We start from the raw sequence: 26547 nt of genomic DNA, 5'->3' as shown, positions 1-26547 counted from the left end.
TCACCGCGGGCCGCAGCCCTTGAGTGGCATAGAACGCTGGATCAAGGGTTCCAGCCCGGCGGGCCAATGGGGCAGTTCAATGATGCGGTCGAGCAAGGGGCCGCGCCGCTTCAGGATGTTCACCCGCAGCGGAGGCGGCAGTTTGGGCGGGTGCCCGCTCACGTTTACTTCCAGCCGAAGCGGCGCGGCCGAGGCTTCAGTGCGCGAAGCCTGGCGCCTGAAGATGAAGGCCAGCGCGGGATGGTGCATGGCGCAGGCCTGCAGCCGCCGCAGCTGGTCAGACCGAGCCTGGGGCAACCAGGCCAGAACGGCGCTGACGCTGCGCGCTTTCAAAGCGTGCTCGGTGGCCCACAGGGCCTCGGTGGGCGTGCGGGTTTGAATCCAGACCAGGCGATCTTCGCGCAGGCCTTCGCGCCGCAAGGCTGGCAGGTGCGGGCTGTGCGGCGGGTTGACCAGCAGCACGGTGCCGCCTTGCGACACCAGCCGTGCCAGCCCCGGCGACAGCAGTCGCCATTCGGCATGCACCCCTGGCGCCTGCAACACCTCGGTCAAGGCCTGGCAGGGCCAGCCGCCACCCGGCAGTTCAGCATCCAGCGCCGCGTGGCCCGTTGACAGGACCGGTGTGGCCTGCCCACCCAGCGCATTGCCGCGCCACACCGTCTGGGCGATGTGGTCGGGCAAGACAGGGGGCTGGCGGGCGAGCGACATGGATGGCATAGATACTGTTTATTTATACAGTATCGTACCGCAGCCCAGCCACGCCGTGTTGAGAAAAAGGACGTCAGCGGGGTTTTCTGAACTCGTCCTCGATCCAAGCCGTGGCGGAGGCCATGTTCAGCTTGAACCCCACCGACACCCGCACCTGGGCCACCTGGTCACCGCCATCGTCGTGCGCGGCCAGCAGTGCATGCGGCTCGTACTCGTCGGCCACGATGTCGAGCGTCACACGCCACTGCTGCGCCGTCACCGTCACCACCACCTCCTTGTGCAAGGTGGCGTGCAGTTGCTGCTCGTGGCGGCGGATCACCTCCGAGGCCGTCTTGACCAAGGTGTTGAAGGCCGCCGTGTCCAGCGGCTTGGGGTTCTTCTTATCCCGCCCCATGGTCCAGGGGCCGACGAGGGCGGGTTCGGGTTCGCCATCGCGCAGCATCTCAACGGCCCAGCCATCGTCATCATTGTTCTTGATGACGCGGGCCGTCCAGCCGTTGTCGGACCACAGGCGGGCTTCTTTCACAGGTGTCGTTTCAGTCATCCGCCGATCTTACGTCTCAGGCTTTGCTCAAGCGGTTGAGCGCCTGCAAGGCATGCCAGGCGGCATCCAGCGGGCCATTGCTTGTCCGACCAGCTGGCGTGTCTGCCCATCCACTGTCACGGTCAAGCTCAGATGGGTCACCGCGCCGTGCTCTGCGATCTGGTGGCCCACAAGACGCTTGAGGTCAGCTTGCGCCCGGTGTCATCGGCCACGCGCTGCACGATGCCGCTGAATTCGATCTGCGCACGGCGCGGCAACACCAGCCCGTAGGCCGACTCCAGCAAATAAGTGATGCCGCCTTTGCCCGATTGGCTGTTACCCCGCACATCGGCCGGGTCGATGGGCAAGTAGGGCACGGCCCACCTGGGCCATCATGCCTTTGCGGATGGCATCCTGGTGCGATCCCGAAAACGCCGTGAAGACCACATCGCCCGCGGGCTGCCAGACCTCAGTGACCGCATTGCAGATGTCCAGAGCAAAGTCCAACTCGGTCGTGCTGAAGGTTTCTGGGCTGTATTGAAGCGACCAATGGGTTTCGGGGTGCTCGTCGGCCAGTTGCTTGATCAGGCACGCGGTGCGCCGCGCAGTGCTTCGAACGTGCGGCGCACCAGGTCTAAATCAGTCTGCGAGGCCGCAGGAAAAGCCACTTCGACTTCCTTGAAACCGAGGTTGACCAGGGTCTTGAACAGGCGCAGCTTGGTGGCGCTATCCATGGGCTCGAACAGCGCCTGGTTGCCATCGCGCAGGTCCGTGCTCATCCAGACGGGGCATCGGCGGGTTCATGGGTGCGGTGTCGGCGAACGATTCAGATTGAGCAAACCCGGTTGCGCCCCTGGTGTTTGGCGTCATACAGCGCGCGATCAGCCTTGGAGATCAAGCCATCGGGTGTGGCGCCAGGCATGGCCGCATTGCAGCAGGCCACGCCCAGGCTCACGGTGACCACCGCAAGCGTGGGCGATTTTGCATGCGCCATCGCCATGCCTTCCACCGCCTTGCGTAGCCGCTCGGCTGCCTGCAATGCCAGCGCCAAAGAGGTGTCGGGCAACACGGCAATGAACTCTTCCCCGCCATAGCGCGCCACCATGTCGCCTGGCTGGCGCAAGCTGTTCTGCATCACGCTGGCCAACTGACGCAGGCACTCGTCTCCTGCAGGATGGCCGTAATGATCGTTGTAAGGCTTGAAATGATCCACATCCATCATGATGATGACCACTTCGGTGCCGCCATGTTTGGCACGTTGCCACAGGTCTTGAAGGTACTCTTGAAAATGCCGGCGGTTGAACAGCGCGGTCAGCACATCCACCCGGGACAGCTGCTGTAACTTCAGGTTCACCTCGCTCAGGTCCTTGACCAGTGCGCGCTCGCGTTCGCTGAGCAGGTAGCGGCGACGCTTGTCGCGCTCCATCACGTAGTTGGCGCACAGCGAGAAGGCCACCGTGGCGGCGGTCAGTGAACAGATGGGCCACACCAGCCGGGGGTTGAAGTTGGGCAGCAACACCACGCCAACCACCTGAATGGCCAACACGGCCAAAGAAAAACCAAGTGCCGACCAAAAACGCAGGCGCTGGACCAGGTTGCCGTACATCACCACCACGGCAAAACCACCGTGGTAGAAATCGCTCAAAGGACTGTGGGTGATCGACAGGGCATAGGCCAGGGTGGCCGCAGCAAAGAGGCCGCTGACCAGTACAGCCGAATCAAGCACCACGGGATGGTGGACAAAAGGCCGATCACGGTGCAGCCACAGCAGCAGCAAGATGATCACGCTGAAGGGCGTGAAGATCAGCAAGCGCAAGGTGACCGCGATTGAAAATACGTCGGGGATCATCAGGTAGTCCGCGATCAGGAAGCCGTCGTACACCATCAGCGAAATCAAGCCGCTGATGATGAAATGCCGCAAACGCTGCTGAGGGTCCTGGCTAAGGAATTGATGTTCCAGCGCGGCCGGAAACTTCATCCACCGAAAGCCCAGGTTCAGCAAGTCCTGCACCTGGTTCATGCGCAGCTTGTCGGCCTCGATTGATGCCTGCGCCGCGCTCATGCGGTGCGCCCGGCATCAGGGTCTGGCCAGACGCGATTGCGCCCGCTGTTCTTGGCCCGGTAAAGCGACTCATCGGCCTTGGTCAACAGGGTTTTCTGGCTGGTGCCACGGTCGATCGGGCGCATGGCGGCCACGCCCACGCTGACCGTCACGAACGAGCTGGTCGGCGATCCCACATGAGGCACGCGAAGCCGTTCGATGGCCACCCTGATGCGATCCGCCGCCTGCAAGGCAACGGGCAGGGGCGTGCCAGTCAGGACGGCGATGAACTCTTCGCCGCCAAATCGGGCCACCAAATCACCCGGGCGCCGCAGCCGGCGTTTGAGGGTGCCGGCCACTTGCCGCAAGCATTCGTCTCCGGCGGGGTGGCCATAGTGGTCGTTGAAGGTCTTGAAGTGATCCACGTCGATCATGATCAAAGACACCTCGCTGCCATCCAGTTCGGCTCGTTCCCAGACTTGCGTCAGGAACTCGTCGAAATGCCGGCGGTTGGCCACTTGCGTGAGCAGGTCTGAGCGCGAAATCTTGTCCAGCCGCTCATTGGCGGTTTTCAGGGCCGCCAGCAGATTGGTTTCGCGGATTCGCAGCAGCCAGTTCTGGCGCTCGTCGCGCTCCAGGCTGTAGCAGCCAAACAAGGTGAAGGTCACGGTCGAGATCAGAACCAGGCCTGAGGGGACCATGACTTCGATGGGCGCGGGCGGGATAAAGCGCAGGGCCACCACCGTGCCGATGGCGATGAAAACGTCCAGCGCGACGGCCATCCAGAAACGCATTTGGGCCACGGAATGGCTGAACATCACGACCATGGCCAGCCCGACCAGGTAGGGGCCGGCCAAGGGATCCTTGCTGATGCTGGGCAGGTACAGGGCAATGCTGGCCGCCAACACGCCGGCCAACAGCACCAGGATTTCCCGGAAAAAGGGGTGCGGGGTTTTGATCAGCACGTACAGGCCGATCAGGCAAACCGGGGTGAACAAGCCTGTGCGCAACGTCACCGCTTGGGCAAAGACATCGGGGATCATCAACAGATCGGTCAGCAGGTAGCCATTGAACAAAATGACGACCAGTGCGGCGGTGATGATGATGACCCTCAGGCGGTCTGCGGCGGTATCGTGCTGAAAACGCCGTTCAAGTACAGCAGGAAACCGCAGCGTGGGAAAGCCGTTCGACAGCAACTGGTCGATTTGCTCAGCGGAGTCTGCGGAGACCGGACCGTAGTCAACCGGCGCAAGTTCAATCTCCCCAAAGCCGGTCGTGGGGACGAAATCGCGCGCGATAGGGCTGATGGACACCGAGGCAGATCCAGGCGTTTGCTGCTTAAAACCGTCGAACATACAACATGGTCACGAATGGCTGAGGCAGTGCCTGGGCCCATCATCATCAACCAATCACCATGGTCTGAGGGAATATTTTCCCCATTGAAGCTCGGGATGCAGGGACGAATACACGTGCATTCTTGCCATGAATTGCATTAAGGCGTCGTCCTCCAGAGCCTATTCGGCGTCCGATTTTCCAAACAAGTGCACAAACAGATCGTCGTCTGTGATCTCCCGCACCGAAAGTCCATCGACCGGCTCGCGAAACGGCGTGGCGGGTTGAGCTGGCAGCAAGGCGGCTGGCACGGGGTCTGAAAAATTGCCCCCCGGACCATTGCCATCCCCCGCCCGTTGCAAGCGCCATGACATGGAATCGGCCAAAGAGGGCGTGTCATCCCACTGCACAAAGCCAGGAGTCGGCTGAGCAGGGCGTTCGACTGGACAGGGTGGTGGTGGCGTTTTCATATGGAACTCAGCCTACCCAAAGTGGTTACAGATGAACACAAGATAAAAGCGCTTTTGAATGGCCAGTTCGCTCGGGTTAACCTCAGGGCTTGTGCAGAACATTCCGTCACCATGACCACGCCATCAGGCCTCTTTTCCGACTCATCTGAATCCGCAGGCTTCATGCGCTGCAGCTGGTGTCAGGCCACACCGGCCTACCGGCGCTACCACGACCACGAGTGGGGCTTTCCAGAAATTGATGATCGGCAGTTGTTCGAAAAGCTGTGCCTGGAAGGCTTTCAGGCCGGACTGAGCTGGCTCACCATCCTCAACAAGCGAGAGACTTTTAGGCAAGCCTTCGCCCAATTCGACATGGACCAGGTGGCCCAATTCGGCGACAGCGACATCGATCGATTGGTCCTGGATGCCGGCATCGTGCGGCACCGGGGCAAGATTGTCTCGACCATCAACAATGCGCGGCGGGCGATTGAGGTGCGCAAGGAGTTTGGTTCGCTGGCCGCCTATGTTTGGCGCTTTGATCCAGCACCACATGCGCGCCCCAAGGCGGTGATCTTTGAGGCGCTCAAGGCCATGGCCGTTGAACCGCAAGCCACGGCCTTGTCCAAGGACCTTAAAAAGCGCGGCTGGACCTTTGTCGGCCCCACCACCATGTACGCCTTCATGCAAGCCATGGGCATGGTCAATGACCACATCGAAGGCTGCGGCGTGCGCGAGGCAGCATCGGCCGCGCGGGCGGCCTTGAGCCCCGTCAAGCCGCCAGCTTCCTGACCCAGGCCACGTAGCGGTCCACCCAGCCCTGCAAGAACTGCTTGCTGTCTTCGTTGGCAATGCTGCCATCGGGGCCAAACAGGCCCTCCTTGGCTTGAACAAAAGCCTCGGGTTGGCCCAGTGTGGGCACATCCAGGTAGGCCAGCACATTGCGCAGATGCTGCTGGGCCAGGGATGTACCAATGGCGCCCACTGATACACCAATCACCCCCGCAGGCTTGCCTCCCCACACGCTTTGCCCGTAGGGGCGCGAGGCATGGTCGATGGCGTTCTTCAACACACCAGGGATGGAGCGGTTGTACTCAGGCGTGACGAACAGCAGGCCCTGAGCGGACTTGACTGCGGCCTTCAACCGTTTGACGGACTCCACCGGGCTGGCATCATCATCCTGGTTGTACAAGGGCAAATCGTCAATTCGGACATGCTCGAACGCGAAGTCGGCCGGGGCCAGTTTGGCCAGTGCGATGGCCAATTGGTGGTTGAACGACGCTTTGCGCAGACTGCCCACCACGACCGCGATTTTGATTTGACTCATGAAAGCTCCTTTGCCTTTGGATTGCTGGATTCAGCCTTGATTAAAGCGTCATTGCGATCAAGCTGCATGACCTCATGGTGAACCCTGTCGGCCAGCAGGTTTTACGGCATGACAAAGCATGCACTTTCAGGAATGTTTAAGTGTGCCTTCAGAAGGATCGCCTCTGCGCGCTGAAGATGGTTGTTAGCAGTTGCATGAGGTTCCCATGGGGCAGACGGTTTTGGTCGTGGACGACAACGCCTTGAATCGCGAGCTATTGCGATTGGTGTTGGAGCAACAAGGGTATGGGGTTGTCGAAGCCAAGACGGCGGAAGACGCGCTGACCATGATCCGCGAAACCCGTCCTGCCTTGGTGCTGATGGACTGCCATCTGCCGGGCATGGATGGCCTGACGGCCACGCGTGAGCTCAAAGGCATTGAGGCCACTTGCGGCATCCCGGTGGTCGCGGTGACTGCGCATGCCATGCCAGGTGACCGGGATCGGGCCTTGGCGGCGGGCTGCAATGAGTACATCTCCAAACCCGTGGATTTTTCCCGCCTGATCGACATCGTCAGCAAACTGGTGCCCCAGTCACCCTGAGCCGTGGTGCGGCCTCCAGGGCCACCAGCGCTTCTTCGAGCGTTTCAACGCACTCCATCTCTGGCTGCCGGGAATGGTCAGTGATTGATGAACGGCTTGCAGGTCGCCATCGTCATCGTTGACCTCGGCAGAGAAGTTGGCCCACCACACGGTGGTGCGACAAGCTGTAAACAGGCTGAAAGCCTTGCATTTCGGTGGCGCCGGCCAAAGCTTGAGCCACCCTACATGCGCGCCAGAGCCTCTCGGATGCGCCGGATTGTCTGATCCATGGGGGCCTTGCTGGAAACTTCGAGCCCCAACTGCCGCGCGATGTCATTGACCTTGACCGGGTTCAGCGGCAAGCCACCGTCGTCAATGGCCTTGATCAACGATTGTGCCCGCTGCATTTCCGCAGAACACGCGGGGCGAGGGCAGAAAAGGCGGGTCAACTGTTTGAGGTACTGCACGGCCACCGTTTTTTCAGCGAAACACGCCCATGGCATCGGCCAGGCAGGCCATCTGCTGCTTGACGCTTTCGGACGCTGCGGCGCCTTGCTCCTGTTCTTCACGGTGACGGTCATCTGCTCCATCGACGAGGCCGTTTCTTCTACGCTGGCCGCGGCCTGCTCGGTGCGCGAGCTCAGGTCGTTATTGCCCTGGGGGATCTCATTCGTGGCCGTTTGCACACTCAGCACCTGGTTGCGAACATCATCAATGACCCAGCGGAACATCAGGCCCAGTTGACCGATCGTGCGCATGGTCATGCCGATTTCATCGACGCGGTTCATGTACAAGGCCGTTTGGTTATCGCCCGAAGCGACAGTGCAGCCACGGCGCCAGAGAAACCTAAAAGTGCCATGCCGCCAGCCAGCCCCACTGCCCATGCCGCGCCAACCAATGCCGGCACCTGCAACAGCAGGGTGGATCGGATGTGCCATCGCGCGGGCATGGTCAGGAACGGGGAAGTCCAACCAGCCAGCCCGGAGCGCACAATCAAACCCTTGTGGAATTGGCGGTTGCCAGCGTTGCCTTCGCGGAAATCGCGGTACAGGCCTTCTGCCGTGGCAATCTCTTCGTTGGATGCCTTGATGCAAACCGACATGTACCCGGTCTGCTGGCCATGGCGCACCAAGGGCGTGGCATTGGCGCGCAACCAATGGTGGTCGCCATTCTTGCGGCGTTTTTTGACCAGCGCCGTCCAGGGCTCGCCAGCTTTGAGGGTGGACCACATGTCGGCAACCTCAAACGCTCGTTGAGTCAGGGGTTGTTTATCACGCATGTGGTCGCCTTGAATGAGTGATGGAGCCGGTCACTGCGTGCGATCCGCCGGTGAAATCATGTTTGAATGTTTGCATGTTCGGGCGATATGGAATCTTCTTTAGAACATGCGGTTTGAGGAGTATTTCTGGATTTCCCGGCTTCAGCCGGCTTGGAAACGGTCGCGCAATGGGTTCATAATTGTGCCCATCCAAGCTGCCGTCGGATCAAGAAACCAACGTGTCACACCCAGTCCACATAGCCGTTGTTGATGATGAGCCCGAGATCACGCAATTGCTGGGCAACTACCTCACCGGTCATGGGTTCCGTGTCAGCAAGCTCCATTCCGGCGCGGCCTTGATGGCGATGATGGCGCTGGATGCGCCGAAGGTGGTGCTGCTGGACCTGGGCCTGCCCGGCGAAGACGGTTTGAGCATCGCCCGACAGCTTCGCGAAAAATGGCATTGCGGCCTGTTGATCGTGACCGGCCGTGGCGACCCGGTGGACAAGGTGGTCGGCCTTGAATTGGGCGCAGATGACTACGTCACCAAGCCCTTTGACCTGCGCGAACTGCTGGCCCGAACCAAGGCGGTTTTGCGCAGAATCGCACTGCCCGCCAACGAGCCCGCCATGTCGGCCACGCACCAGGTCCATGACGCATGGCGTTTCCTGAGTTGGACCTTTGACCAAGGTGCCCGCCGCCTCTTGGCCCCGCAAGGTGACGAGGTGCCACTGACCAGTGGCGAGTTCGATCTGCTCGCGGTGTTCCTGCAGCATCCCGGGCGCGTGCTGTCCCGAGATTTTTTGTTGGAACACACCCGAGGGCGTGAGGCGGGGCCCTTCGACCGCACGATTGATGTGCAAGTTGGGCGCCTTCGCAAAAAGCTGGAAGAAGACTCGCAGGATCCCAAGATCATCAAGTCAGTGCGTGGGGCAGGGTACGTCTTCGTGCCGATCGTCAGCGCCGCATCATGAACCATCACTTGCCGCCAGAGCTTGACCAGGTTTCGGTGTTCCAGTCGATCTTCAAGGCCTATCCCGATGCCCTTTTGCTGGTGGACGGCGGCGGCATGATCGTGATGTCCAACCCGGCTGCCACCGAGCTGCTGGGCTACGGCTTGGACGAACTGGTGGGGCTCGCGGTGGATGCCCTGGTGCCCGATGCCATTCGGCCCCGGCATGCCAACTACCGGCAAGCCTACAGCCACAAACCGCATGCCCGCCCGATGGGCACGCAGATGGACCTGGTGGCCAAACGCAAAGACGGCTCGGAGGTGATGGTCGAGATTGCACTCAGCCCACTCAAAGACCTCGGCCTTCCCTATGTGGTCACCGCCATCCGGGGCATCGGGGCGTATCCACGGGTCAAGCAGGCTTTGCAACGCGCCCGATACAGCGACTATGTGGCGCGTTTAGGGCGGCTGGCGGTGGACATGCGCGACCCCCAAGAGCTCATGCAAGAGGTGCCCGTGATGGCCACCGACGCTTTGCAGGTCGAGTCCAGCGCGGTCTACCTGCTGGATTCCAGTCGCTTGCATTTTCACGTGGCCAGTGGCGTGGGCTTGGTAGGAGAAGAGCCATTGCACGCCCGCATTCCCAGCACGCCTGATCGCATGCCGGGCCATGTTTTGGCCAACCATGCCCCGGTGCTGGTGCACGATGGCCGCACTGAAAAGCGCTTCAGCGTATTGCCGGCCTACCTGGAGGCCGGGCTGATCAGTGGCTTGGCCGTGCCGCTGACTGATCGTGGCAGGACCGTGGGCGTGCTCGTCGTCAGGTCCAAGCAAGCGGCCCGTTTCGGTGACGACGAAATCCGCTTCCTGGAATCGGTCGGGAACCTGCTGGCCAGCACTTTGCAGCGCGCGCAAACCGAAGAAGCGCTAAGGCATTCCCAGCGTCTGGACAGCGTCGGGCAACTCACCGGCGGCATCGCGCACGATTTCAATAACCTGCTGACCGTCATCCAGGGCAACCTCCAGGTGCTGGAAGAATTGCCCGCCATCACCGCTGATCCGCATGCCCAGCAGCTGCTGGGCGCGGCCTTGCGGGCGGGCAAGCGAAGCGCCGAGTTGACCAGCAAACTCCTGGCCTTTTCTCGCCGGCAGGTTCTGCAACCCGGGCGCGTCGATGTTGTCGCCCAGTTGTACTCTTTGGCCGACATGCTGCGCCGCACTTTGGATCAGCGCATTCAGATCAGCTTGGAGGTGGACGAGTCATGCCCCCCATGCCTGGCCGACCCGGGCCAACTGGAAGCCGCACTGCTCAACCTGGCCATCAACGCTCGCGACGCGATGCCTGATGGCGGCACGCTGACCATTGCCTGCAAAGGCTGCGACGCATTGCCCAGCGATCTTCAACCCGAGGTCGCGGATGCGGAAGGGCTGTCGACTCCCCAGCCCTGTGTCCAGATCTCACTGACAGACACGGGCACGGGCATGTCCGAAGAGGTCAAGAAGCGCGCGTTCGAGCCCTTTTTCACGACCAAAGAAGCGGGTCGAGGCACGGGCTTGGGTTTGAGCACGGTCTATGGTTTTGCCAGGCAGTCGCGGGGTGCGGTGGCGATTGACAGCACCGTCGGTGTCGGCACAACCTTGACCTTGTACATCCCCGCACCACCTCAAGAAAACGAGCCTGAGTTGCCGCCAGCCGCATCCACACACCTTGTGCCGGTGGGCCTAAGAGTGATCCTGGTTGAAGACGACGCGGAGGTCAGGGCGGTTGTGCAGCGCTTTCTCGAAGCACTGGGCTGCCAGGTCACGCCTTTTGCCAGCGCAGAAGAGGCCTTGATCGGTTTCGATGCCGGTGAGGATGCTCAACTCTTGCTGACCGACATCGCCTTGGGGCCGGGCATGCGCGGCATGGAGTTGGCCAAGATGGCGCAAGCGCGCTGGCCCGCCTTGGCCATCATCCTGATGTCGGGGTTCTCATCTGAACTGCTGGACGCCAACCGCGATGCACCCGAACATTGGGAGTTGCTCCAGAAGCCTTACGGCCGAGATGAACTGGCCAATGCCATCGCCAAAGTCACCTCGGCATCACCTCACTGAAGCGTGGCTGTGCGGGCGGCAGGCAAGCTGCTTTCAATGAAGGCCACCAGTTGCGTCACGTCGGGGATGAGGATGTCGCGCCGGCCTTTGGCCGTGAAGCCGATCAGGTTCTTGCTGGCCAAGCGGGTCAAGGCGCGGCTGACAGTTTCCAGCGTCATGCCCAGGTAGTTGCCAATCTCTGCGCGGGTCATGCGCAGGGTGATCTGGTCGGTGCGCAAACCACGTTGGGCCAGCGACTCGGCCCAGTACCGCAGGAAGTCGGCCACCCGGGCATCCGCAGACAGGGTGCACAGCGCCAACAGCGAGTCCCGGTCGCGTGTGATTTCGCGGCTCATGGATTCGTGGAGCAGTGCCAGCAAGGCTGGCTGTGCCGCAGCGGCCTGGCACAAGGCCTCGTAGCTCAGGCACCAGACATCAGCGGTGTCCATCGCGATGGCATCGCAGCCATAGCGGCCTCGCGCAATGCCGTCAAAGCCCAGCCAGTCGCCCTTGAAGTGCAAGCCGACGACTTGTTCCCGGCCGTCTTGTGATGAATTGATGGTTTTGAAAATGCCCGAGTTGAGCACGTACAGATACTTGAAGGGTTGCCCGGCCTCATAAACCTTGTCACCCGCATGAACCAGGCGCCGCTGAATTTTCACTGCTTGTTGCAGCAGACGCAGGCTGCCCGCAATCCGCTCGCTCACCACCGTGGCATCCGTGTTTCTCCATCCCAGATCCGCCATCGTCGCGACGGCGAACGGCGGGTGAGCGGGCAGGGCAGCAGTGTGGGTGGAGGTGGAGGTGGAGGTGGAGGTGGTCATTGGCGACTTTCTCTGGACGGTGCGTTGGAGGGTGTCTGTCTATGCTGCCAAGTCTAGAAATGGCGGATCAATGACGTGCCAACGCTCTGTCTCGCTGCGTAACGTTGCGTAACGTTGCGTAAACGGTTTGTATCAAGGCGGCGCCATTTGACCTGCGTCAAGCCCGGCGGCCTCCTTGCCCCTTAGCCTCTGACCACCGCAGATCATCATCCCGATGCATGCCTCATGGCCATCCAATGTGAGCATCTACCTCGACTACAAAGCGCTGAATGTCCCGAACGGCCTGAACGCACAGCAGGTCGAAGCTTTGCGCTGCGTGGCGGACAGCCTGGCTGCACCCAGCACGGGTGGGGCGCCGCAAATGCTGCTTCGCGGCAAGAACATCGCCCTCGTCTGTGGGCAATCAGATTTGGACGATGCCAGTGTTTTTGAGCGCGCCGCCATTGGCCTGGGTGCCCGCGTGGCCCGGATCCGCTCCAGCGACGCGGGCCTGGCACCTGGGGCCGAACTCATTGCCACGGCGCGGATGTTGGGGAGGCTGTATGACGCAGTCGAATGCCAGGGCGTGGATGACGAGGTGCTTGCACAGCTGGAGCAACATGCCAGCACCGTGGTGTACAAGGCCATTGGCTCGCCCCGGCATGACGCTTTCAGGCAGTTCGATCACATCAGGCGCCAGGCCCTGGCGCACCTTGCCAGCACGGCCCATGACGAACAGGGTTGCCGAGAGGCCTTCATCCAGGCGGTGCTGCTGAGCACCCTGCGCTGACCCCATGAACACCTTGGCGAAGCCCCAACCGATCTCCATGCCCGAGGGCCAGGTGGCGGTGCTGGACGACGAAGTGGAAGCCGCGCGGTTCACGCGGTGGACGTCCGTGGCCAATGGCCGGCGCCTTGGTGAGTCATCCTTGCGCATCGGCGGCATGCACTGTGCGGCTTGCGCATCGACCCTTGAGCACGCACTCCAAAGCGTGCCCGGCGTGACCGCGGTGCGCGTCAGCGCAGCGGGTCAATGCGCGACCGTCTCTTGGGATGTTGGGCTGACCCGCCCCTCTGCGCTGGTGCAGGCCATCGAACAAGCAGGCTACAGCGCAACACCCGACACCGTGGCCGGCGCGCGGGCCATGCGTTTGAAAGAATCACGCGATGCGCTTTGGCGCCTGTTCGTGGCCTCTTTTTGCGCCATGCAGGTCATGATGCTGGCCACACCCTCTTACGTCAGCGCAGCTGGCCAACTCGCACCCGACTTGAAGCAGTTGCTGGATTGGGGCAGTTGGCTGCTCACGCTGCCCGTGATGATCTTTGCCGCAGCCCCTTTCCTGACGGGCGCCTGGCGCTCAATGCGGCATGGCCGAATCGGGATGGACGTGCCGGCCGCGCTGGGCATGCTCGTCGCCTTCATCGCCAGCAGTGGGGCCACTTTTGATCCAGGCGGCTTGTTCGGCCACGAGGTCTACTTTGACTCGCTGACCATGTTCATCAGCTTTCTGCTGGGCGGTCGATACCTTGAAATGCGTGCCCGCCATCATGCCGAGCGCTCGCTCGAAGACACCGTCGGGCGGCTGCCAGAAGTGGCGCTGCGCGAGAACCCGGACGGCAGCGTGGCCGCGATCAGTGTGCTGCGCTTGCAGCGTGGCGACATCGTTCGCGTGCCGGTGGGCGGGGCTTTCTGCGCCGATGGTGCATTGACCCAAGGCCAAACAAGCGCGGATGAATCGCTGCTGACGGGTGAGTCTGCGCCGGTGCAAAAGGCGGTGGGCGATGTCGTGGTGGCCGGAAGCCTGAACTTGGGCGCGCCAGTCGCCATGCGGGTTGAGCACGTCGGGGCCGACACCCGCTATGAAGCGATCGTCGCCATGATGCGTGATGCCCGCACACAGCGCCCCTTGGCAACCAACGAAGGTGACCGCTGGGCAGCGCCTTTCCTCTGGGCCATCTTGGTGCTGGCCGCCTTGGCAGCAGCAGCCTGGAGCGTGATCGATCCATCCAGGGCCGTCTGGGTGGCAGTCTCTGTGCTGATCGTGACTTGTCCGTGTGCATTGTCACTGGCTGCACCCTCGGCCATGTTGTCGGCGGCCATGGCCATGGCCAAGCAAGGCCTGCTGCTGCGCCGTGTCGAGGCCATTGAAGGTCTGGCCCGCATGCAAGTCTTGTTCATCGACAAAACCGGCACCTTGACCGAAGCCCGGCGCCAGCGCGCCACCATGATCCGCACAGGCCACGATGGACGCTGGACAGACGACGCCGTGCGCAGGCAGGCCGCCTCATTGGCCGCGTGGTCAACCCATCCGCTGGCGCAGGTTCTGGCACAGGAGCCTGCCCAGGCCACCACGACCTGGCATGGCCTGTTTGAAACACCGGGCCAAGGCATCGAGGGCTGCGCGGGTGATGGATCGATCTGGCGTTTGGGCCGGGCATCGCCAGGCCTGCCAGTGGCCGCCAATGATGGCGCCGAGGCAGAAACCTGGCTGAGCCGGAACGGCCAACCCGTGGCCTGCTTCCGATTCACCGAAACCGTGAGAGTGGGGGCCGTCGAGGCGGTCAGGGCCCTTGAACAGGACGGTGTGAGAGTCATCCTGTTGTCGGGCGACAGCTTGGATCGTGTGAACCAAATGGGCCGTTTGCTGGGCCTGCTTGATGGCCAAGGCGGCATGGCCCCGCAGGACAAATTGGCCGCGGTGAAAGTGGCGCAGGCGCGTGGCGAGCACGTGGCCATGCTGGGTGATGGCATCAATGACGCCCCAGTTCTGGCGCAGGCCGACACTTCCATCGCCATGGGCGAGGGCGCACAAATTGCCCGAGCCCAGGCCGACGGCGTGTTGGTCACCAATGACTTGCAGGACGTGGTCCGCGCACGCGCCCTGGCCAAGCGAACGTTGCGCGTCATGCGCCAGAACGTCATCTGGGCTGCGTCTTACAACGCTGCTTGCGTGCCTTTGGCCCTGCTGGGTTGGTTGCCGCCCTGGGCCGCCGGTCTGGGCATGGCCACCAGCTCACTGCTGGTCGTACTCAACTCACTGCGCCTTTCGCGCTGAACGGGCATGGACATCCTCTACCTGTTGATCCCCCTGTCTTCGGTGCTGGTGCTGGGCATTTTGGGCGTCTTTGCCTGGGCACTGCATTCCGGCCAGTTTGACGATGTTGAGCAGCACGGCGAGCAGATTCTGGATGCCGCGCAAGAACCGGTTGATTTGCATCAAGGTGCTTGAAGGCGCTTCATCCAACAATCTGCACTGAGCAAGAAAGCAGAGGTGATTGATGGCTGACAACACACGAACGATCATGGGGCCGCCCACGCTGCCGTGGTGGCGCATTCGAATGGTGTGGCTGGTGATCAGCGGCCCGGCCATCGTCGTCGTCGCGGGCTTCATCACCTTGGCCCTGGCCATTGATGGCGGTGACCAGCCCGTGCCCAACCCAGGATCGGCCGCGCTGGCGGCCCGCCGCTGACACCAACGCCATGCAGTGGCCCTTGATCCTCGCCGGCTTGGCCATGGGCGTGGCCGCCACACCGCATTGCGCCGTCATGTGCGCGGCACCTTGCTCAGCCTTGACCGGTGGCGATAAGCACAGCACCACCAGTTTTCAAGTGGGGCGCCTGATCAGCTACATGCTGGTGGGCTCACTCGCCGCGTGCAGCGTGGCCACCCTGGGTGTGTGGAGTGAGGCGGTGCCTGCACTGCGGCCGTTGTGGACGCTGCTTCATCTGGCCTTCATGGGGTTGGGCCTCTGGTGGGTGCTCACCGGAGAACAACCCGCCTGGCTGAGGCGCGATGACACCGTGTCCATCATCCGCATGCCGGGCCGCCAATCGCCCGTGCTGCGCGCCGGCTTGTCGGGCTTGGTGTGGGCTGCTTGGCCCTGCGCCGCATTGCAAGCCGCTTTGGTGCTGGCGGCGTTGGCCAACACGCCTTTGGCTGGTGCCATGGTGATGGGCGCCTTTGCAGTGGCCTCCATGCCTGGCTTGCTGCTCGCGCCTTGGGCGTGGAAACACTGGCAGGCCCATCACGGCACAACGCCTTCCCCCGGACAGCTCTCGCTGCACGGGTTTCGCATTGCCGGGCTCGGCTTGGTACTCGCCTGCGGGTGGGCCTTGACGCACGACCTCTGGCAGCGCTTTGCAACCTGGTGCGCAACATGATGATCAGCGTCAAAGGCCCAACGGGGCCCCTGCCCAACAATCTCGGTAGACCCTTCAATTCTCAATCTCAAGCTCGAAAAACGAAAGGATGCGCCGAATGGCCGCTCTAAAATCTGCCGTGGTCAGCTATGACGACTGGCCTGTTCGACAGTTCGCACTGGCCGCGGTGCTGTGGGGCGTGGTCGGCATGTCTGTCGGTATCCTGATCGCTGCACAACTGGCCTGGCCCGACCTGACCGCCAACATCCCCTGGCTCAGCTATGGGCGCCTCAGGCCCTTGCACACCAACGCGGTGATCTTCGCCTTTGGCGGATGCGCTTTGTTTGCCACGTCTTACCACGTGGCCCAACGCACGGGTCAGACTCGCTTGTTCGCGCCAGCCTTGGCCAAGTTCACATTCTGGGGATGGCAAGCCGTCATCGTGGCGGCCGCGATCACGCTGCCGATGGGCTACACGCAAGGCAAGGAATACGCCGAGCTGGAATGGCCCATCGACATTCTGATCACGATCGTGTGGGTCTCTTACGCGATCGTTTTCTTTGGCACCATCGCCAAGCGGCAGGTTCGCCACATCTACGTGGCCAACTGGTTCTTTGGCGCGTTCATCCTGGCAGTGGCCTTGCTGCACGTGGTCAACAGTGCGGTCATGCCCGTGAGTCTGTGGAAGAGCTACTCGGCTTACGCAGGCGTGCAAGACGCGATGGTGCAATGGTGGTATGGCCACAATGCCGTCGGCTTCTTCCTCACCGCCGGCTTCCTGGGCATGATGTATTACTACATCCCCAAGCAGGCTGAACGGCCGGTGTACTCGTACCGCCTTTCGATCGTGCACTTCTGGGCGCTGATCTTCACCTACATGTGGGCGGGCCCGCACCACTTGCACTACACCGCCTTGCCCGACTGGACTCAATCGGTGGGCATGGTGTTCTCGCTGGTGCTGCTGGCGCCCAGCTGGGGCGGCATGATCAACGGCGTGATGACCTTGTCGGGCGCCTGGTACAAGCTGCGTGACGACGCCATCCTCAAGTTCCTGATCGTGGCCTTGTCTTTCTACGGCATGGCCACGTTCGAGGGCCCAATGATGTCCATCAAGACCGTCAATGCGCTGTCGCATTACACGGATTGGACGATTGGCCACGTGCACGCCGGGGCCTTGGGCTGGGTTGGCTTCATCACCATGGGCTCGCTGTACTACCTCATCCCCCGCATGTTCGGGCGGACCACCATGTTCAGCGTCAAGGCGATTGAGATTCACTTCTGGATCGCGACACTGGGCGTCGTCCTGTACATCGCGGCCATGTGGATCGCTGGTGTGATGCAAGGCTTGATGTGGCGTGCGGTGAACCCCGATGGCACTTTGGTGTACAGCTTCATCGAAAGCGTGAAGGCCACCTTCCCGTTCTACGTGGTGCGCCTGGCAGGTGGCCTGCTTTACCTCAGTGGCATGCTGCTCATGGCGTGGAACGTTGTAATGACTGTGCGCGCTGGCAAGCCGGTCATTGCGCAGGTTCCTGCCACCAAGCCTGAAGGGCACGTTAACCCAGCCCGGGGACACGAAAAGATCGAGACCAACAATGGCCTGATGATCGTCTTGATCCTGTTGGTGGTGGCCGTGGGCGGCATGGTTGAAATCGTGCCCTTGTTCTTTCAGCGCTCCACCACCGAAGCCGTGGCCGGCCTTAAGCCTTACACCGCCTTGCAACTGGCGGGCAGGGATGTCTACCTGCGCGAAGGTTGCTACAACTGCCACTCGCAGATGATCCGCGCCTTGCAGTCGGAAACATTGCGCTACGGCCACTACTCCATGGCGGGCGAGTTCGTCTACGACCGGCCATTCCAATGGGGCAGCAAGCGCACCGGACCTGACTTGGCGCGCGTTGGGGGCAAGTACAGCGATGAATGGCACCGCATCCACCTGACCAGCCCACGCGACCTGGTCCCTGAATCCAACATGGCGGCTTACCCGTGGTTGGCCACCAATCAAGTCGATCCTGCCAGCATGCCGCCTCGCTTGACGGCCATGAAGCGACTGGGCGTGCCTTACTCGCAGGCCGAAGTCGATGCCTCGTCAGAAGCCGTGCAGGGCAAGAGCGAGCTGGATGCGCTCATCGCCTACCTGCAGGTGCTGGGCACCCAACTGAAGTAACACGGAGACCCCACATGGACATCAATGACATGCGCGTCCTGGTCACCCTGGCCAGTTTCATCAGCTTTGGCGGCATCGCCGTTTGGGCCTGCTGGCCCAGCCATCGCGCCGATTTCGAAGCCGCCGCACAACTGCCTTTCAGCGGCGAGGAGCCACAGTCGTGAGTGATTTCATCAGCAGCGGCTGGTCCGTCTATGTGGCCGCAGCCACCATCATTGGTTTGTTGGCCTGCTTGGCCTTGTTGATCATTGCAGCAAGGCGCAAGGTCATTCCAGGAGACAACACCACCGGCCATGTCTGGGACGAAGACCTGCGCGAATTGAACAACCCCTTGCCACGCTGGTGGATGAGTCTGTTTGTGGCCACGGTGGTGTTCGCCTTTGCCTACTTGGCGCTCTATCCTGGCTTGGGCAGCGCGCGTGGCTACTTTGGCTGGAGCACCAATGGCCAGCACGCATCTGAAGTGCAAGCCGCGCGAGCCTTGAGTGCCCCGCTTTACGCCAAGTTCGCAGGCTTGCCGGCCGCCAAACTGGCGCAAGATCCGCAGGCGATGGGCATTGGCGAGCGCCTGTTCGTGAACAACTGCGCCACCTGCCATGGCTCGGACGCGCGGGGCAGCAAAGGCTTTCCCGACCTCACCGACAGCGACTGGATTCACGGTGGAACCATCGACAAAATCGAAGAAACCATCACGAAGGGGCGGATTGGCATGATGCCCCCCATGGCCGCGGCCGTGGGCACGGAGGCGGATGTGCGCAACCTGGCCAACTACGTTTTGAGCCTGTCGGGCGGTGCTCACAACAACATCGCGGCGCAGTTGGGCCGGTCGTCATTCTCGGCCTGCGCGGCCTGTCATGGTGTGGATGGCAAAGGCAATCAGGCCATCGGTGCCCCCAATCTGACCGACAAGGTCTGGCTGCATGGCTGGGGCGAGGACGCCGTCATGAGCATGATCAAGAACGGCAAGACCAACCAGATGCCGGCCCACGGCAACCGTTTGAGCGCCGAGCAGATCCACGTCCTGGCGGCGTATGTCTGGCAAATGTCTCAACCCAAGGTGGAGAGCGTTGCCTCGCAACGATAGACGCACCATGGCTGGAACGGAAAAGAAGGCTTCGTCGGCACGGGTCATACCGATCGTTCCGGTGCAACTCGTGTCGCTGTACGAGAAGCAGCCCAAGATCCACCCACGCGCCGTTCATGGCTGGTTTGCCGCCTGGCGCTGGAGCTTGGTCTGGTTGACCCAAATCTTGTTCTATGGATTGGCCTGGTTGCCATGGAACGGTCGTCAAGCTTTGCTGTTTGACCTGACCGCCAAGCGCTTTTTCATCTTTGACCTGGTGTTGTACCCGCAGGACTTCATTTACCTGACGGGGTTGCTGGTCATCTGCGCCTTTGCGCTGTTCCTGTTCACCGCTGTGGCCGGGCGCCTGTGGTGCGGTTACGCGTGCCCTCAAACGGTCTACACCGAAATATTCCTGTGGACCGAGCGCCTGTTCGAAGGAGACCGCAGCCAACGCCTCAAGCTGGACGCAGGCCCTTGGGGCTGGCAAAAGCTTTGGCGAAAGTGCGGCAAACACTTCACCTGGGGCGCCATCGCCTTGTGGACGGGCTTCACCTTCGTGGGCTACTTCACACCGATCAGGACGCTGGCCGCCGAAGTCACCCAGTTCAATTTGGGGCCATGGGAAACCTTCTGGGTGCTGTTCTATGGGCTGGCCACTTATGGCAACGCCGGCTATCTGCGCGAGCAGGTCTGCAAGTACATGTGCCCCTATGCGCGCTTTCAGAGCGCCATGTTTGACCGCGACACCCTGGTCATCAGCTATGACCAGGCGCGTGGCGACCCTCGCGGCACTCGGGCCCGCAGTGCCGACCTTCAGCAACTGGGCCTGGGCGATTGCATTGACTGCGGCCTGTGCGTGCAAGTGTGCCCAACCGGCATCGACATCCGAGAGGGCTTGCAGTACGAGTGCATCGGTTGTGCTGCTTGCATTGACGTCTGCGACAGTGTCATGGACAAGATGCACTACCCGCGTGGCTTGATCCAGTACGCCACGCAAAATGGCATCGAGAAAAAACTCACTTCGCGCCAGATGCGGGCCCGCATGCTGCGGCCCCGCATCCTCATTTACAGCGGCATCCTGACGGCCATTGCCCTGGCGCTGGCGGCCAGCTTGGCCATGAAAAGTCCGTTCAAGGTCGATGTGGTGAGAGACCGCGGCTCCCTGGCCCGGATCGCAGGGGAGGGCAACGTTGAAAACGTCTACCGCCTGCAACTGATGAACGCGACTGAGCAAACTCAGCGGCTGCAGGTGCAGGTCAGCGGCCTGCCTGGGGCCAAGGTCACCGGCGTGGCCGAGATCCAGGTGGAGGCCACCCAAGCGCGCTGGTTCCCGATCGTGGTCCAGGTGCCGCATGAATCTGCCCGCCAACTGAGCCCTGGCGCGCACCCGATTCAGTTTCGAATCGAGCGACTGGCCAATGGCGATGGCCAGAGTGGCAACGCCAGCGTGGTAGAAAAATCCACCTTCGTCATCCCTCGTTGAAAGCTGCTCATGGCGTTCGGATCCGCGTGCGGTGCAACTGACGCCCATTGACGCAAGGTGCCCAGCTATGGCGCCAAACACCGCTGATTTGAGACTTATGTCACAAGAAACCGGTTTGGTTGTCATGGCGGTTTTGTCTGAATTAAAGGGTGCCAACAAAAGTACGATATCCCGAAGACAAAAGCTAATTCGCACCAAGTTTCGCCACTGATGGACTTTCAGCCGCGCCAATCCAGCCGTGGTTCCTGCAAAGGATTACTCAATGTCTAGTTACCCCCGTCCTGCCTCTGGCCGCGCTAAAGATGGCAGCGGCTTTGGCGAATTTTTCCGGTATCACGGCTGGCTTGCCCCAGGAGTGCGACTTTTTCGCAGCATCAGTTTTCCATCCAAGGCTGCTTGCATCGCCATGGCCTTCGTGGTGCCACTGCTGTTCATGTTGTTCTTCATTTGGACAAGCGCTCGCGCGCAGATCGAGTTTGCCAGCTCGGAGCGACAGGGCGTGACCTACGCAAGGCCACTGGTCGACTTGATCAAACTGGCCCAGCAGCGTCGTCGCTCGGTCGTCACCAACGCACCCGAACTGGCCGAGCTTCAGGACAAGGTCGCAGCCGCCTTTGACAAGGTCAAAGCAAAGCACGATGAGCTCGGTACAGCGTTCAATGACACCAAAGAGTACGAGGCTTTGGCGCAAGCTCACCAAGCCCTGATGCAAAGCGCAGTAGCCGCCATGCCCGACGAAACCTTCAAGCACCACTCCAACTACATCACAGCCATCATCGACCTTATCGGCCAGGTCGCCAACGGCTCGCAACTTACCCTTGATCCCGACCTCGACACCTTCCACATGATGAACATGTCGGTACTGAGGGGGCCGCTACAGTACGAGAACACTGCCAAGTTGCGAGGCATGGGCGCCATGATTCTAAAAACGAACGAGTTGACGCCGCAACGTCGTGACTTGATGAGCAAGTGGCTGGCTCAGCTGGACATGCTCGAAAAAGACGTGGAAAGCTCCTACCGACGCAGCATTGAGTTCACGCCCGAGGTCGCCCAGTTGTTTGACATGAAAGGAACCAATGCCGCAGCCCTTGCTTTCAGTGAGGCAGTGCGCCAGCAGGTGATGGGGCAGGCTCTGAGCGGTGATGCCGCAACATTACTGGCGCTGGGCAATGCGGCGGTTGATCAGCAAATTAAACTGTCATTGCAGGTCATGGATCGGCTTGACTCTCAACTGCAGGCCCGCATTGACCGCTTGCAGTCAACACTGATCAGCCAGTTGGCCTTTACCGCTTTTTTTGTCGGCTTGGCGGGCTACCTGATGCTGTCTTTCTACAAGGTGATGATGGGCGGCTTGCATGAGGTGTCAGGCCACCTGCAAGCCATCACCAAAGGCAATCTGTCCACGGCCCCCAAACCTTGGGGCAATGATGAAGCCGCACGACTGATGATCACCTTGGGTGAAATGCAGAACAGCCTTCGCAGGATTGTGGGCGTGGTGCTTGATGGTGCGGCCAACGTGCAAGCCGCTAGCAATGAAATCGCATCTGCCTCGTTAAACTTGTCTCAACGAACCGAGCAATCTGCAGCCAGCCTGCAGCAAACAACCGCCAGCATGGAGCAGATCAAGGGCTCCATGAAGCACTCGTCTGACATGGTTAATGTTGCATCAGGCAGCGCCGAGGCCAACGCATTGGCCGCCGATCACGGAGGCGTGGCCATTGCCAAGGTGGTGCACACGATGCAGGGCATTCGCGAATCGTCGAGCAAGATCAGCGAAATCATCAGCGTGATCGATGGCATCGCTTTTCAGACCAACATCCTGGCCCTCAACGCTGCCGTGGAATCGGCCCGAGCTGGCGAGCATGGGCGCGGTTTTGCGGTGGTCGCGTCAGAGGTGAGGGCGCTGGCTGGTCGCTCAGCCCTGGCGGCCAAAGAAATCAAATCACTGATCGGATCGAGCATGACGCAGGTGGAGACAGGCTCCGCCGTGGTGGCCAAAGCTGGCGAAAGCATGCGGGCCGTCGTTGACAATGCCGCGAAAATCTCCAAGCTGATGAAAGAGATTGCCGAGGACACGCGCCACCAGAATCAGGGCGTTGGCGAGGTGACCGCAGCGGTGCGCATCCTGGACGACTCCACTCAGCAGAATGCTGCCTTGGTGGAAGAAACCGCAGCCGCCTCTGGCTCGTTGGCGGACCAGGCGCAACGACTCAGCAACGAGGTCAGCTTTTTCAAGTTGATTTAGGTGGCCAAGTGGCTTTGCTTAGAGCTTTCCGCTCCCAGTCAGCCACTGGACCACCTTCTCGACTTGTTGGGATCCATGGGGATGAGACAGCAGGCCCTCGACAACGTAGGTGCCCACGGTGGCCATGACAGAGGCCTTCGCTTTTGACATCCCTTTAGACACCATTTGAAGAACGAGCATTTGGTCCAGCATGGCGTGAAAACGATCATGCCAATCCCGGATCGTTTCTGATTTATCCAACCGTGCATGCACGGTTGAAATGAGCTTGCTTGCTTGCTGGAGTTCCGTCAGCAGCCAAAGCACCTGATCACCAAAAGACTGACGCTGCATGGTTGCAAGCTGAGCGACCGCTCGATTGACCAAGCGGTCCAAGATGGCCACCAGCAAGTCGTCTTTGCTGGCGAAATACCAGTAGAGGGTATTCGGTGCCACACCAGCTGCCTTCGCGATCGCGGCCATTGATGTCGACTCATAGCCGTCAACCAGAAACAGCATGCAAGCTGCTTGCTCGATCTGCTCGCGCTTCACTTCTGAGTCAACTTCACGCTTGTTCTTTGCCATGGTCGCCATCCTAAACCAACATCTTGAATGGCGTTCAACAAATGGTTATACTTGGCCATGTTGAACGTCATTCAAGATCATGAAAACAGCAAGCGTTTCCTCTTCACTCGTTGAGTCTGATTTGTTGGCCATGAGTGTCAAAGAACTCATGTCGCTGTTTGCCAAGTCGCCCGCACCAACGGTGCAGCAAATGGATGGCGAGTTCGCGGCGCGCCTGCTGGCTCAGCCTGGCAAGCTGGCGCAGGTCATCGGCAACGTCACGGTCAACAACCCGATCATGCCGGGGCGCTGGCTTTGCAAGGCCTTCAAGCCCATCTCTGGCGAACGTGGCCGCGGCTACAACGCCTTTGCGCACCTCGGGCGCAAGGTGCAGCGTTTTCCAATGGAAACGCTGATTGCGCCATCTCGCTTTGACGGTCGTCCTGCCTACACCCTGGTGTATGCGTCATTTCGGTCCATGTGCGGCGCCGTGAACATGGTGGATGAAGTCCGACAAGTTGGGCCTGACCTTTATCTGGGCATTGGCACCTGGGGCTTCACAGACGCCCAGCGGCGCATTCCGCTGCCCTTTGTCCTTCGTGGCCCCATCGCGCCCTGTGCGGGTGACATTGGCGCGCACAAAAAAAGCTTTGACGTCCGTCAAGCCATCCCGGCATTGCATCCTCGCCGTAAAGCCCTGATCACTGGCGCCTCTGCAGGCATTGGTGCCACTTTTGCGCATCAACTGGCCGCCAGCGGCTACGACTTGCTGCTCGCCGCTCGCCGTGGCGATCGGCTGCAAAACTTGGCAGACCAACTGTCCAAGCAGTACTCGGTTCAGTGCGAAGTCTTGTCGGTCGATCTTGCCAGTTCGGATGCCGCCACGGTTGTGATGGATCACCTCGACAAGCTCAACTGGACAATCGATTTCCTCGTCAATAATGCAGGCCTGTCAGGTCACTCGAAGTTCGCCGAGGCGTCCTGGTCGCAGTTGAATGGTGAGATCCAGTTGATGATGACCACCCTGACTGAACTGACGCATCGCATCGCGCCCGGCATGATTGAGCGTCGTTGGGGGCGAATCATCAACGTGTCATCCCTGGCAGCCTTGTCGCCGCCAGGAGAGAGCCTCTTGTACTCGGCGATCAAGACCTACGTCATGGTGCTGTCGCAGTCGCTGGACATGGAGTTCAAGCCCCATGGCGTCCACGTGACGGCGCTTTGCCCCGGTTTCACGCACAGCGAGTTCCACGATGTGATGGGCACCAGAGACACCGCCAATCATCTGCCTGCCTTGATGTGGCAGCAGCCACAAGATGTGGTTCGCGCAGGCATCGCTGCCGTGATGGCCGGCAAGCCGGTGTGCGTGCCAGGCTTGTCCAACAAGATCTTGGCCGCAGTAATGCGCCCCATGCCGCTTTGGCTGGGCTACTTGGCAGGGCGCACATTCAATCCATTCAAGTAAGGCTCACCATGTCGTTCATGATTTACGGCGCCAATGGCTACACCGGGGAGCTCATTGCTCGCGAAGCAGTCGCACGTGGCATGAAGCCCATCCTCGCTGGACGCACCAGAGCCAAGGTCGAGCGCCTGGCAAGCGAATTGAATCTGGAATGCCGCATCTTTGATTTGGGCAGCCCAGCCAGCATCGTGCAGCAACTGCACGGTGTCACCGTTGTGCTGCTCACGGCGGGGCCGTTTTCTGCCACGAGCCAACCGATGGTTCGGGCCTGCATTGAGGCAAGGGCGCACTACTTGGACATCACCGGCGAGATCGACGTGTTCGAAGAGGTGCACCGCGCTCACAGCGATGCACAAAAGGCCGGCGTGGTGCTTTGTCCCGGCGTGGGCTTCGATGTGATTCCGACTGACTGTGTGGCAGCGGCGTTGAAGGAAGCGCTGCCTGATGCCGTGCAGTTGAGTCTAGGCTTTGACACCACGGTCAGCCTCTCACCAGGCACGATGAAGACAACTTTGGAAAGCACGCCTCAGGGCGGCAGAGTGCGTCGACATGGCCACCTCGTTCGCGTGCCACTGGCCCATGAAGTCAGAAGGATCGACTTCGGGCGTGGCGAGCGCTTGGCCGTGGCCGTGCCTTGGGGGGATGTCTCAACGGCCTTTCACACCACGGGTATTCCGAATATCACGGTCTACGTTCCTGCCAGCCGCTTGGCTGTTTTTGGCATGAAGCTTGGCAATGTGTTTGGCCCTTTCCTGGCGATGTCACTGGTTCAGCGCGCTCTTACAAAGCTGGTTTCCTTGACAGTCAAGGGCCCCGATGAGGCAGCCCGAGCCCGCATGCCAGCCTACGTGTGGGGCGAAGCGATCAACGCTCAAGGAGAACGCCGCACAGCTCGTGTGAAAACAGCCAATGGCTACACCCTCACGATTCCCGGCGCACTTGCCGTGACGGCCTTCCTGCTCAGCAACGATGCACCCGGAGGTTTCACGACACCATCCCGATTGATGGGGCATGGGATGTTGGCGCAGCTTCCTGGTGGAGGCCAGATCATCATTGAATGAAGCTCGACCAGGGCGCTTCGAACTCCTTGAGCGGTGGAATTGATTCTGATGCGGCGGGCCGCACTCAGAACGACGCCCAATCATCGGTGCCGGTCTTGGCATGGGCACTGACCTGTACGTTCGGCGCCGGGCTCCGTGCAAATTCGGCGTTTGGCTTTGGCTGGAAGACCGGGCGGGCTACGTTCTTGGCCCGAGTCGGGCCGCGTCGTTCACCGGGATGCGTCGCTGCTGGTGCCGCTGTGTTGAAGGCGGCTACATGTCTCGCTTGCCCTGACAGTTTGAACACGGCCACAGCCTCCACCAGTTGCTTCGCCTGTCTCTTCAGGCTTTCGGCTGCGGCGGCGCTCTGCTCAACCAGTG

The 26547-nt window shown here is 61.0% G+C and carries 24 protein-coding genes and 4 pseudogenes; 17 read left to right on the top strand and 11 right to left on the bottom strand.

All coding sequences use genetic code 11. The annotated features are described in order from the left end of the window. The 6 genes and pseudogenes from imuA to H7225_RS11645 all read right to left on the bottom strand — a co-directional run bounded on the left by imuA (nucleotide 1) and on the right by H7225_RS11645 (nucleotide 4990). Complete coding sequence (gene imuA, locus H7225_RS11670) at nucleotides 1-708, bottom strand: translesion DNA synthesis-associated protein ImuA (RefSeq protein WP_290661976.1); 708 nt, start codon at nucleotides 706-708, stop codon at nucleotides 1-3. A 73-nt stretch (nucleotides 709-781) separates the two neighbouring features. Further along, entirely contained in the window at nucleotides 782-1252 is a 471-nt protein-coding gene (locus H7225_RS11665) for a hypothetical protein (RefSeq protein WP_290661975.1), read from the bottom strand. A 179-nt stretch (nucleotides 1253-1431) separates the two neighbouring features. Next, nucleotides 1432-2025: pseudogene (locus H7225_RS11660) on the bottom strand (hypothetical protein); the annotation flags it as partial. Nucleotides 2026-2057: 32 nt separating this feature from the next. Further along, on the bottom strand, nucleotides 2058-3293 hold the full coding sequence (locus H7225_RS11655; RefSeq protein ID WP_290661973.1) for a GGDEF domain-containing protein: 1236 nt from the start codon (nucleotides 3291-3293) through the stop codon (nucleotides 2058-2060). Continuing rightward, on the bottom strand, nucleotides 3290-4585 hold the full coding sequence (locus H7225_RS11650; RefSeq protein ID WP_290661970.1) for a diguanylate cyclase: 1296 nt from the start codon (nucleotides 4583-4585) through the stop codon (nucleotides 3290-3292). Before H7225_RS11650 ends, H7225_RS11655 begins: the two co-directional genes overlap by 4 nt. 201 nt (nucleotides 4586-4786) lie before the next feature. Next, on the bottom strand, nucleotides 4787-4990 hold the full coding sequence (locus tag H7225_RS11645; protein ID WP_290661969.1) for a hypothetical protein: 204 nt from the start codon (nucleotides 4988-4990) through the stop codon (nucleotides 4787-4789). Between the two features lie 246 nt (nucleotides 4991-5236). On the opposite strand from H7225_RS11645, the gene H7225_RS11640 reads away from it, so the two are divergent. Next, the gene (locus H7225_RS11640; RefSeq protein ID WP_366481433.1) at nucleotides 5237-5842 is read left to right on the top strand and encodes a DNA-3-methyladenine glycosylase I; all 606 of its coding nucleotides are present in this window, start codon (nucleotides 5237-5239) and stop codon (nucleotides 5840-5842) included. On the opposite strand, the gene H7225_RS11635 is transcribed toward H7225_RS11640, so the two are convergent. Beyond that, on the bottom strand, nucleotides 5823-6377 hold the full coding sequence (locus tag H7225_RS11635) for an NADPH-dependent FMN reductase (protein ID WP_290661967.1): 555 nt from the start codon (nucleotides 6375-6377) through the stop codon (nucleotides 5823-5825). The two genes, H7225_RS11640 and H7225_RS11635, sit on opposite strands and share 20 nt — an antisense overlap. 205 nt (nucleotides 6378-6582) lie before the next feature. Between H7225_RS11635 and H7225_RS11630 the strand changes: the two genes are divergently transcribed. After that, the gene (locus H7225_RS11630; protein ID WP_290661966.1) at nucleotides 6583-6957 is read left to right on the top strand and encodes a response regulator; all 375 of its coding nucleotides are present in this window, start codon (nucleotides 6583-6585) and stop codon (nucleotides 6955-6957) included. A gap of 545 nt (nucleotides 6958-7502) precedes the next feature. Here the strand turns inward: H7225_RS11630 and H7225_RS11625 are convergent. Next, a pseudogene (locus H7225_RS11625) lies at nucleotides 7503-8215 on the bottom strand (hypothetical protein); the annotation flags it as partial. Between the two features lie 218 nt (nucleotides 8216-8433). Between H7225_RS11625 and H7225_RS11620 the strand changes: the two are divergent. Continuing rightward, a complete protein-coding gene (locus H7225_RS11620; RefSeq protein ID WP_290661964.1) occupies nucleotides 8434-9168 on the top strand; it encodes a response regulator transcription factor in 735 nt (244 codons plus the stop codon). After that, a complete protein-coding gene (locus tag H7225_RS11615; RefSeq protein WP_290661962.1) occupies nucleotides 9165-11240 on the top strand; it encodes a PAS domain S-box protein in 2076 nt (691 codons plus the stop codon). The genes H7225_RS11620 and H7225_RS11615 overlap by 4 nt, the downstream gene beginning before the upstream one ends. On the opposite strand, the gene H7225_RS11610 is transcribed toward H7225_RS11615, so the two are convergent. Continuing rightward, nucleotides 11234-12043 carry a helix-turn-helix domain-containing protein gene (locus H7225_RS11610; protein WP_290661960.1) on the bottom strand — a complete coding sequence of 270 codons (810 nt, stop codon included), beginning with the start codon at nucleotides 12041-12043 and terminating at the stop codon, nucleotides 11234-11236. The genes H7225_RS11615 and H7225_RS11610 overlap by 7 nt on opposite strands. A gap of 238 nt (nucleotides 12044-12281) precedes the next feature. Here H7225_RS11610 and H7225_RS11605 point away from each other — a divergent pair, with 238 nt between their 5' ends. The 11 genes and pseudogenes from H7225_RS11605 (at nucleotide 12282) to H7225_RS11555 (ending at nucleotide 23124) form a co-directional block, all read left to right on the top strand. After that, nucleotides 12282-12812 (top strand): hypothetical protein, encoded by a 531-nt coding sequence (locus H7225_RS11605; protein WP_290661958.1) that lies wholly within the window; start codon nucleotides 12282-12284, stop codon nucleotides 12810-12812. A 4-nt stretch (nucleotides 12813-12816) separates the two neighbouring features. Beyond that, a complete protein-coding gene (locus H7225_RS11600; RefSeq protein ID WP_290661957.1) occupies nucleotides 12817-15078 on the top strand; it encodes a cation-translocating P-type ATPase in 2262 nt (753 codons plus the stop codon). Nucleotides 15079-15084: 6 nt separating this feature from the next. Beyond that, entirely contained in the window at nucleotides 15085-15252 is a 168-nt protein-coding gene (gene ccoS, locus H7225_RS11595; RefSeq protein WP_290661956.1) for a cbb3-type cytochrome oxidase assembly protein CcoS, read from the top strand. 49 nt (nucleotides 15253-15301) lie between these two features. Next, entirely contained in the window at nucleotides 15302-15493 is a 192-nt protein-coding gene (locus H7225_RS11590; RefSeq protein WP_290662023.1) for a hypothetical protein, read from the top strand. Nucleotides 15494-15503: 10 nt separating this feature from the next. Further along, the gene (locus tag H7225_RS11585) at nucleotides 15504-16184 is read left to right on the top strand and encodes a sulfite exporter TauE/SafE family protein (protein ID WP_290661954.1); all 681 of its coding nucleotides are present in this window, start codon (nucleotides 15504-15506) and stop codon (nucleotides 16182-16184) included. 97 nt (nucleotides 16185-16281) lie between these two features. Beyond that, nucleotides 16282-17697 (top strand): annotated as a pseudogene (gene ccoN / locus H7225_RS11580) (cytochrome-c oxidase, cbb3-type subunit I); the annotation flags it as partial. Next, nucleotides 17683-18330, top strand: a complete 648-nt coding sequence (gene ccoO, locus H7225_RS11575) for a cytochrome-c oxidase, cbb3-type subunit II (RefSeq protein ID WP_290662021.1) — start codon at nucleotides 17683-17685, stop codon at nucleotides 18328-18330. The pseudogene ccoN and the gene ccoO, both read left to right, overlap by 15 nt. Before the next feature lie 14 nt (nucleotides 18331-18344). After that, nucleotides 18345-18494: a cbb3-type cytochrome c oxidase subunit 3 gene (locus H7225_RS11570; protein WP_290661952.1), complete on the top strand. Its 150-nt coding sequence runs from the start codon at nucleotides 18345-18347 to the stop codon at nucleotides 18492-18494. After that, nucleotides 18491-19414 (top strand): cytochrome-c oxidase, cbb3-type subunit III, encoded by a 924-nt coding sequence (gene ccoP / locus H7225_RS11565; RefSeq protein WP_290661950.1) that lies wholly within the window; start codon nucleotides 18491-18493, stop codon nucleotides 19412-19414. Before H7225_RS11570 ends, ccoP begins: the two co-directional genes overlap by 4 nt. 7 nt (nucleotides 19415-19421) lie before the next feature. Continuing rightward, the gene (ccoG, locus tag H7225_RS11560) at nucleotides 19422-20879 is read left to right on the top strand and encodes a cytochrome c oxidase accessory protein CcoG (protein ID WP_290661948.1); all 1458 of its coding nucleotides are present in this window, start codon (nucleotides 19422-19424) and stop codon (nucleotides 20877-20879) included. Nucleotides 20880-21141: 262 nt separating this feature from the next. Further along, entirely contained in the window at nucleotides 21142-23124 is a 1983-nt protein-coding gene (locus H7225_RS11555; RefSeq protein WP_290661946.1) for a methyl-accepting chemotaxis protein, read from the top strand. Between the two features lie 18 nt (nucleotides 23125-23142). On the opposite strand, the gene H7225_RS11550 is transcribed toward H7225_RS11555, so the two are convergent. Next, nucleotides 23143-23685, bottom strand: coding sequence for a TetR/AcrR family transcriptional regulator (locus H7225_RS11550; RefSeq protein WP_290661945.1), 543 nt, complete (start codon nucleotides 23683-23685; stop codon nucleotides 23143-23145). A 130-nt stretch (nucleotides 23686-23815) separates the two neighbouring features. Here H7225_RS11550 and H7225_RS11545 point away from each other — a divergent pair, with 130 nt between their 5' ends. After that, a complete protein-coding gene (locus tag H7225_RS11545; RefSeq protein WP_290661944.1) occupies nucleotides 23816-25129 on the top strand; it encodes an SDR family oxidoreductase in 1314 nt (437 codons plus the stop codon). Between the two features lie 8 nt (nucleotides 25130-25137). Beyond that, the gene (locus H7225_RS11540; RefSeq protein WP_290661943.1) at nucleotides 25138-26187 is read left to right on the top strand and encodes a saccharopine dehydrogenase NADP-binding domain-containing protein; all 1050 of its coding nucleotides are present in this window, start codon (nucleotides 25138-25140) and stop codon (nucleotides 26185-26187) included. A 64-nt stretch (nucleotides 26188-26251) separates the two neighbouring features. Here H7225_RS11540 and H7225_RS11535 read toward each other — a convergent pair. Further along, nucleotides 26252-26547, bottom strand: a pseudogene (locus tag H7225_RS11535) (methyl-accepting chemotaxis protein); the annotation flags it as partial.

The organism is Aquabacterium sp. (assembly GCF_014378415.1).
In the GTDB taxonomy this organism is placed as follows: Bacteria; Pseudomonadota; Gammaproteobacteria; order Burkholderiales; family Burkholderiaceae_C; genus Aquabacterium.
Note: the sequence above shows the minus strand (reverse complement) of the source record. Positions and strands in the feature narration are given on the sequence as shown.

Bases quoted from the DNA above. Each gene is read 5' to 3' on its own strand.
- imuA (WP_290661976.1), bottom strand. From the start codon at position 708: ATGTCGCTCGCCCGCCAGCCCCCTGTCTTGCCCGACCACATCGCCCAG.
- H7225_RS11665 (WP_290661975.1), bottom strand. From the start codon at position 1,252: ATGACTGAAACGACACCTGTGAAAGAAGCCCGCCTGTGGTCCGACAAC.
- H7225_RS11655 (WP_290661973.1), bottom strand. From the start codon at position 3,293: ATGAGCGCGGCGCAGGCATCAATCGAGGCCGACAAGCTGCGCATGAAC.
- H7225_RS11640 (WP_366481433.1), top strand. From the start codon at position 5,237: ATGCGCTGCAGCTGGTGTCAGGCCACACCGGCCTACCGGCGCTACCAC.
- H7225_RS11635 (WP_290661967.1), bottom strand. From the start codon at position 6,377: ATGAGTCAAATCAAAATCGCGGTCGTGGTGGGCAGTCTGCGCAAAGCG.
- H7225_RS11630 (WP_290661966.1), top strand. From the start codon at position 6,583: ATGGGGCAGACGGTTTTGGTCGTGGACGACAACGCCTTGAATCGCGAG.
- H7225_RS11615 (WP_290661962.1), top strand. From the start codon at position 9,165: ATGAACCATCACTTGCCGCCAGAGCTTGACCAGGTTTCGGTGTTCCAG.
- H7225_RS11610 (WP_290661960.1), bottom strand. From the start codon at position 12,043: ATGACCACCTCCACCTCCACCTCCACCTCCACCCACACTGCTGCCCTG.
- H7225_RS11600 (WP_290661957.1), top strand. From the start codon at position 12,817: ATGAACACCTTGGCGAAGCCCCAACCGATCTCCATGCCCGAGGGCCAG.
- ccoS (WP_290661956.1), top strand. From the start codon at position 15,085: ATGGACATCCTCTACCTGTTGATCCCCCTGTCTTCGGTGCTGGTGCTG.
- H7225_RS11590 (WP_290662023.1), top strand. From the start codon at position 15,302: ATGGCTGACAACACACGAACGATCATGGGGCCGCCCACGCTGCCGTGG.
- H7225_RS11585 (WP_290661954.1), top strand. From the start codon at position 15,504: ATGCAGTGGCCCTTGATCCTCGCCGGCTTGGCCATGGGCGTGGCCGCC.
- H7225_RS11570 (WP_290661952.1), top strand. From the start codon at position 18,345: ATGGACATCAATGACATGCGCGTCCTGGTCACCCTGGCCAGTTTCATC.
- ccoG (WP_290661948.1), top strand. From the start codon at position 19,422: ATGGCTGGAACGGAAAAGAAGGCTTCGTCGGCACGGGTCATACCGATC.
- H7225_RS11555 (WP_290661946.1), top strand. From the start codon at position 21,142: ATGTCTAGTTACCCCCGTCCTGCCTCTGGCCGCGCTAAAGATGGCAGC.
- H7225_RS11550 (WP_290661945.1), bottom strand. From the start codon at position 23,685: ATGGCAAAGAACAAGCGTGAAGTTGACTCAGAAGTGAAGCGCGAGCAG.
- H7225_RS11545 (WP_290661944.1), top strand. From the start codon at position 23,816: ATGAGTGTCAAAGAACTCATGTCGCTGTTTGCCAAGTCGCCCGCACCA.
- H7225_RS11540 (WP_290661943.1), top strand. From the start codon at position 25,138: ATGTCGTTCATGATTTACGGCGCCAATGGCTACACCGGGGAGCTCATT.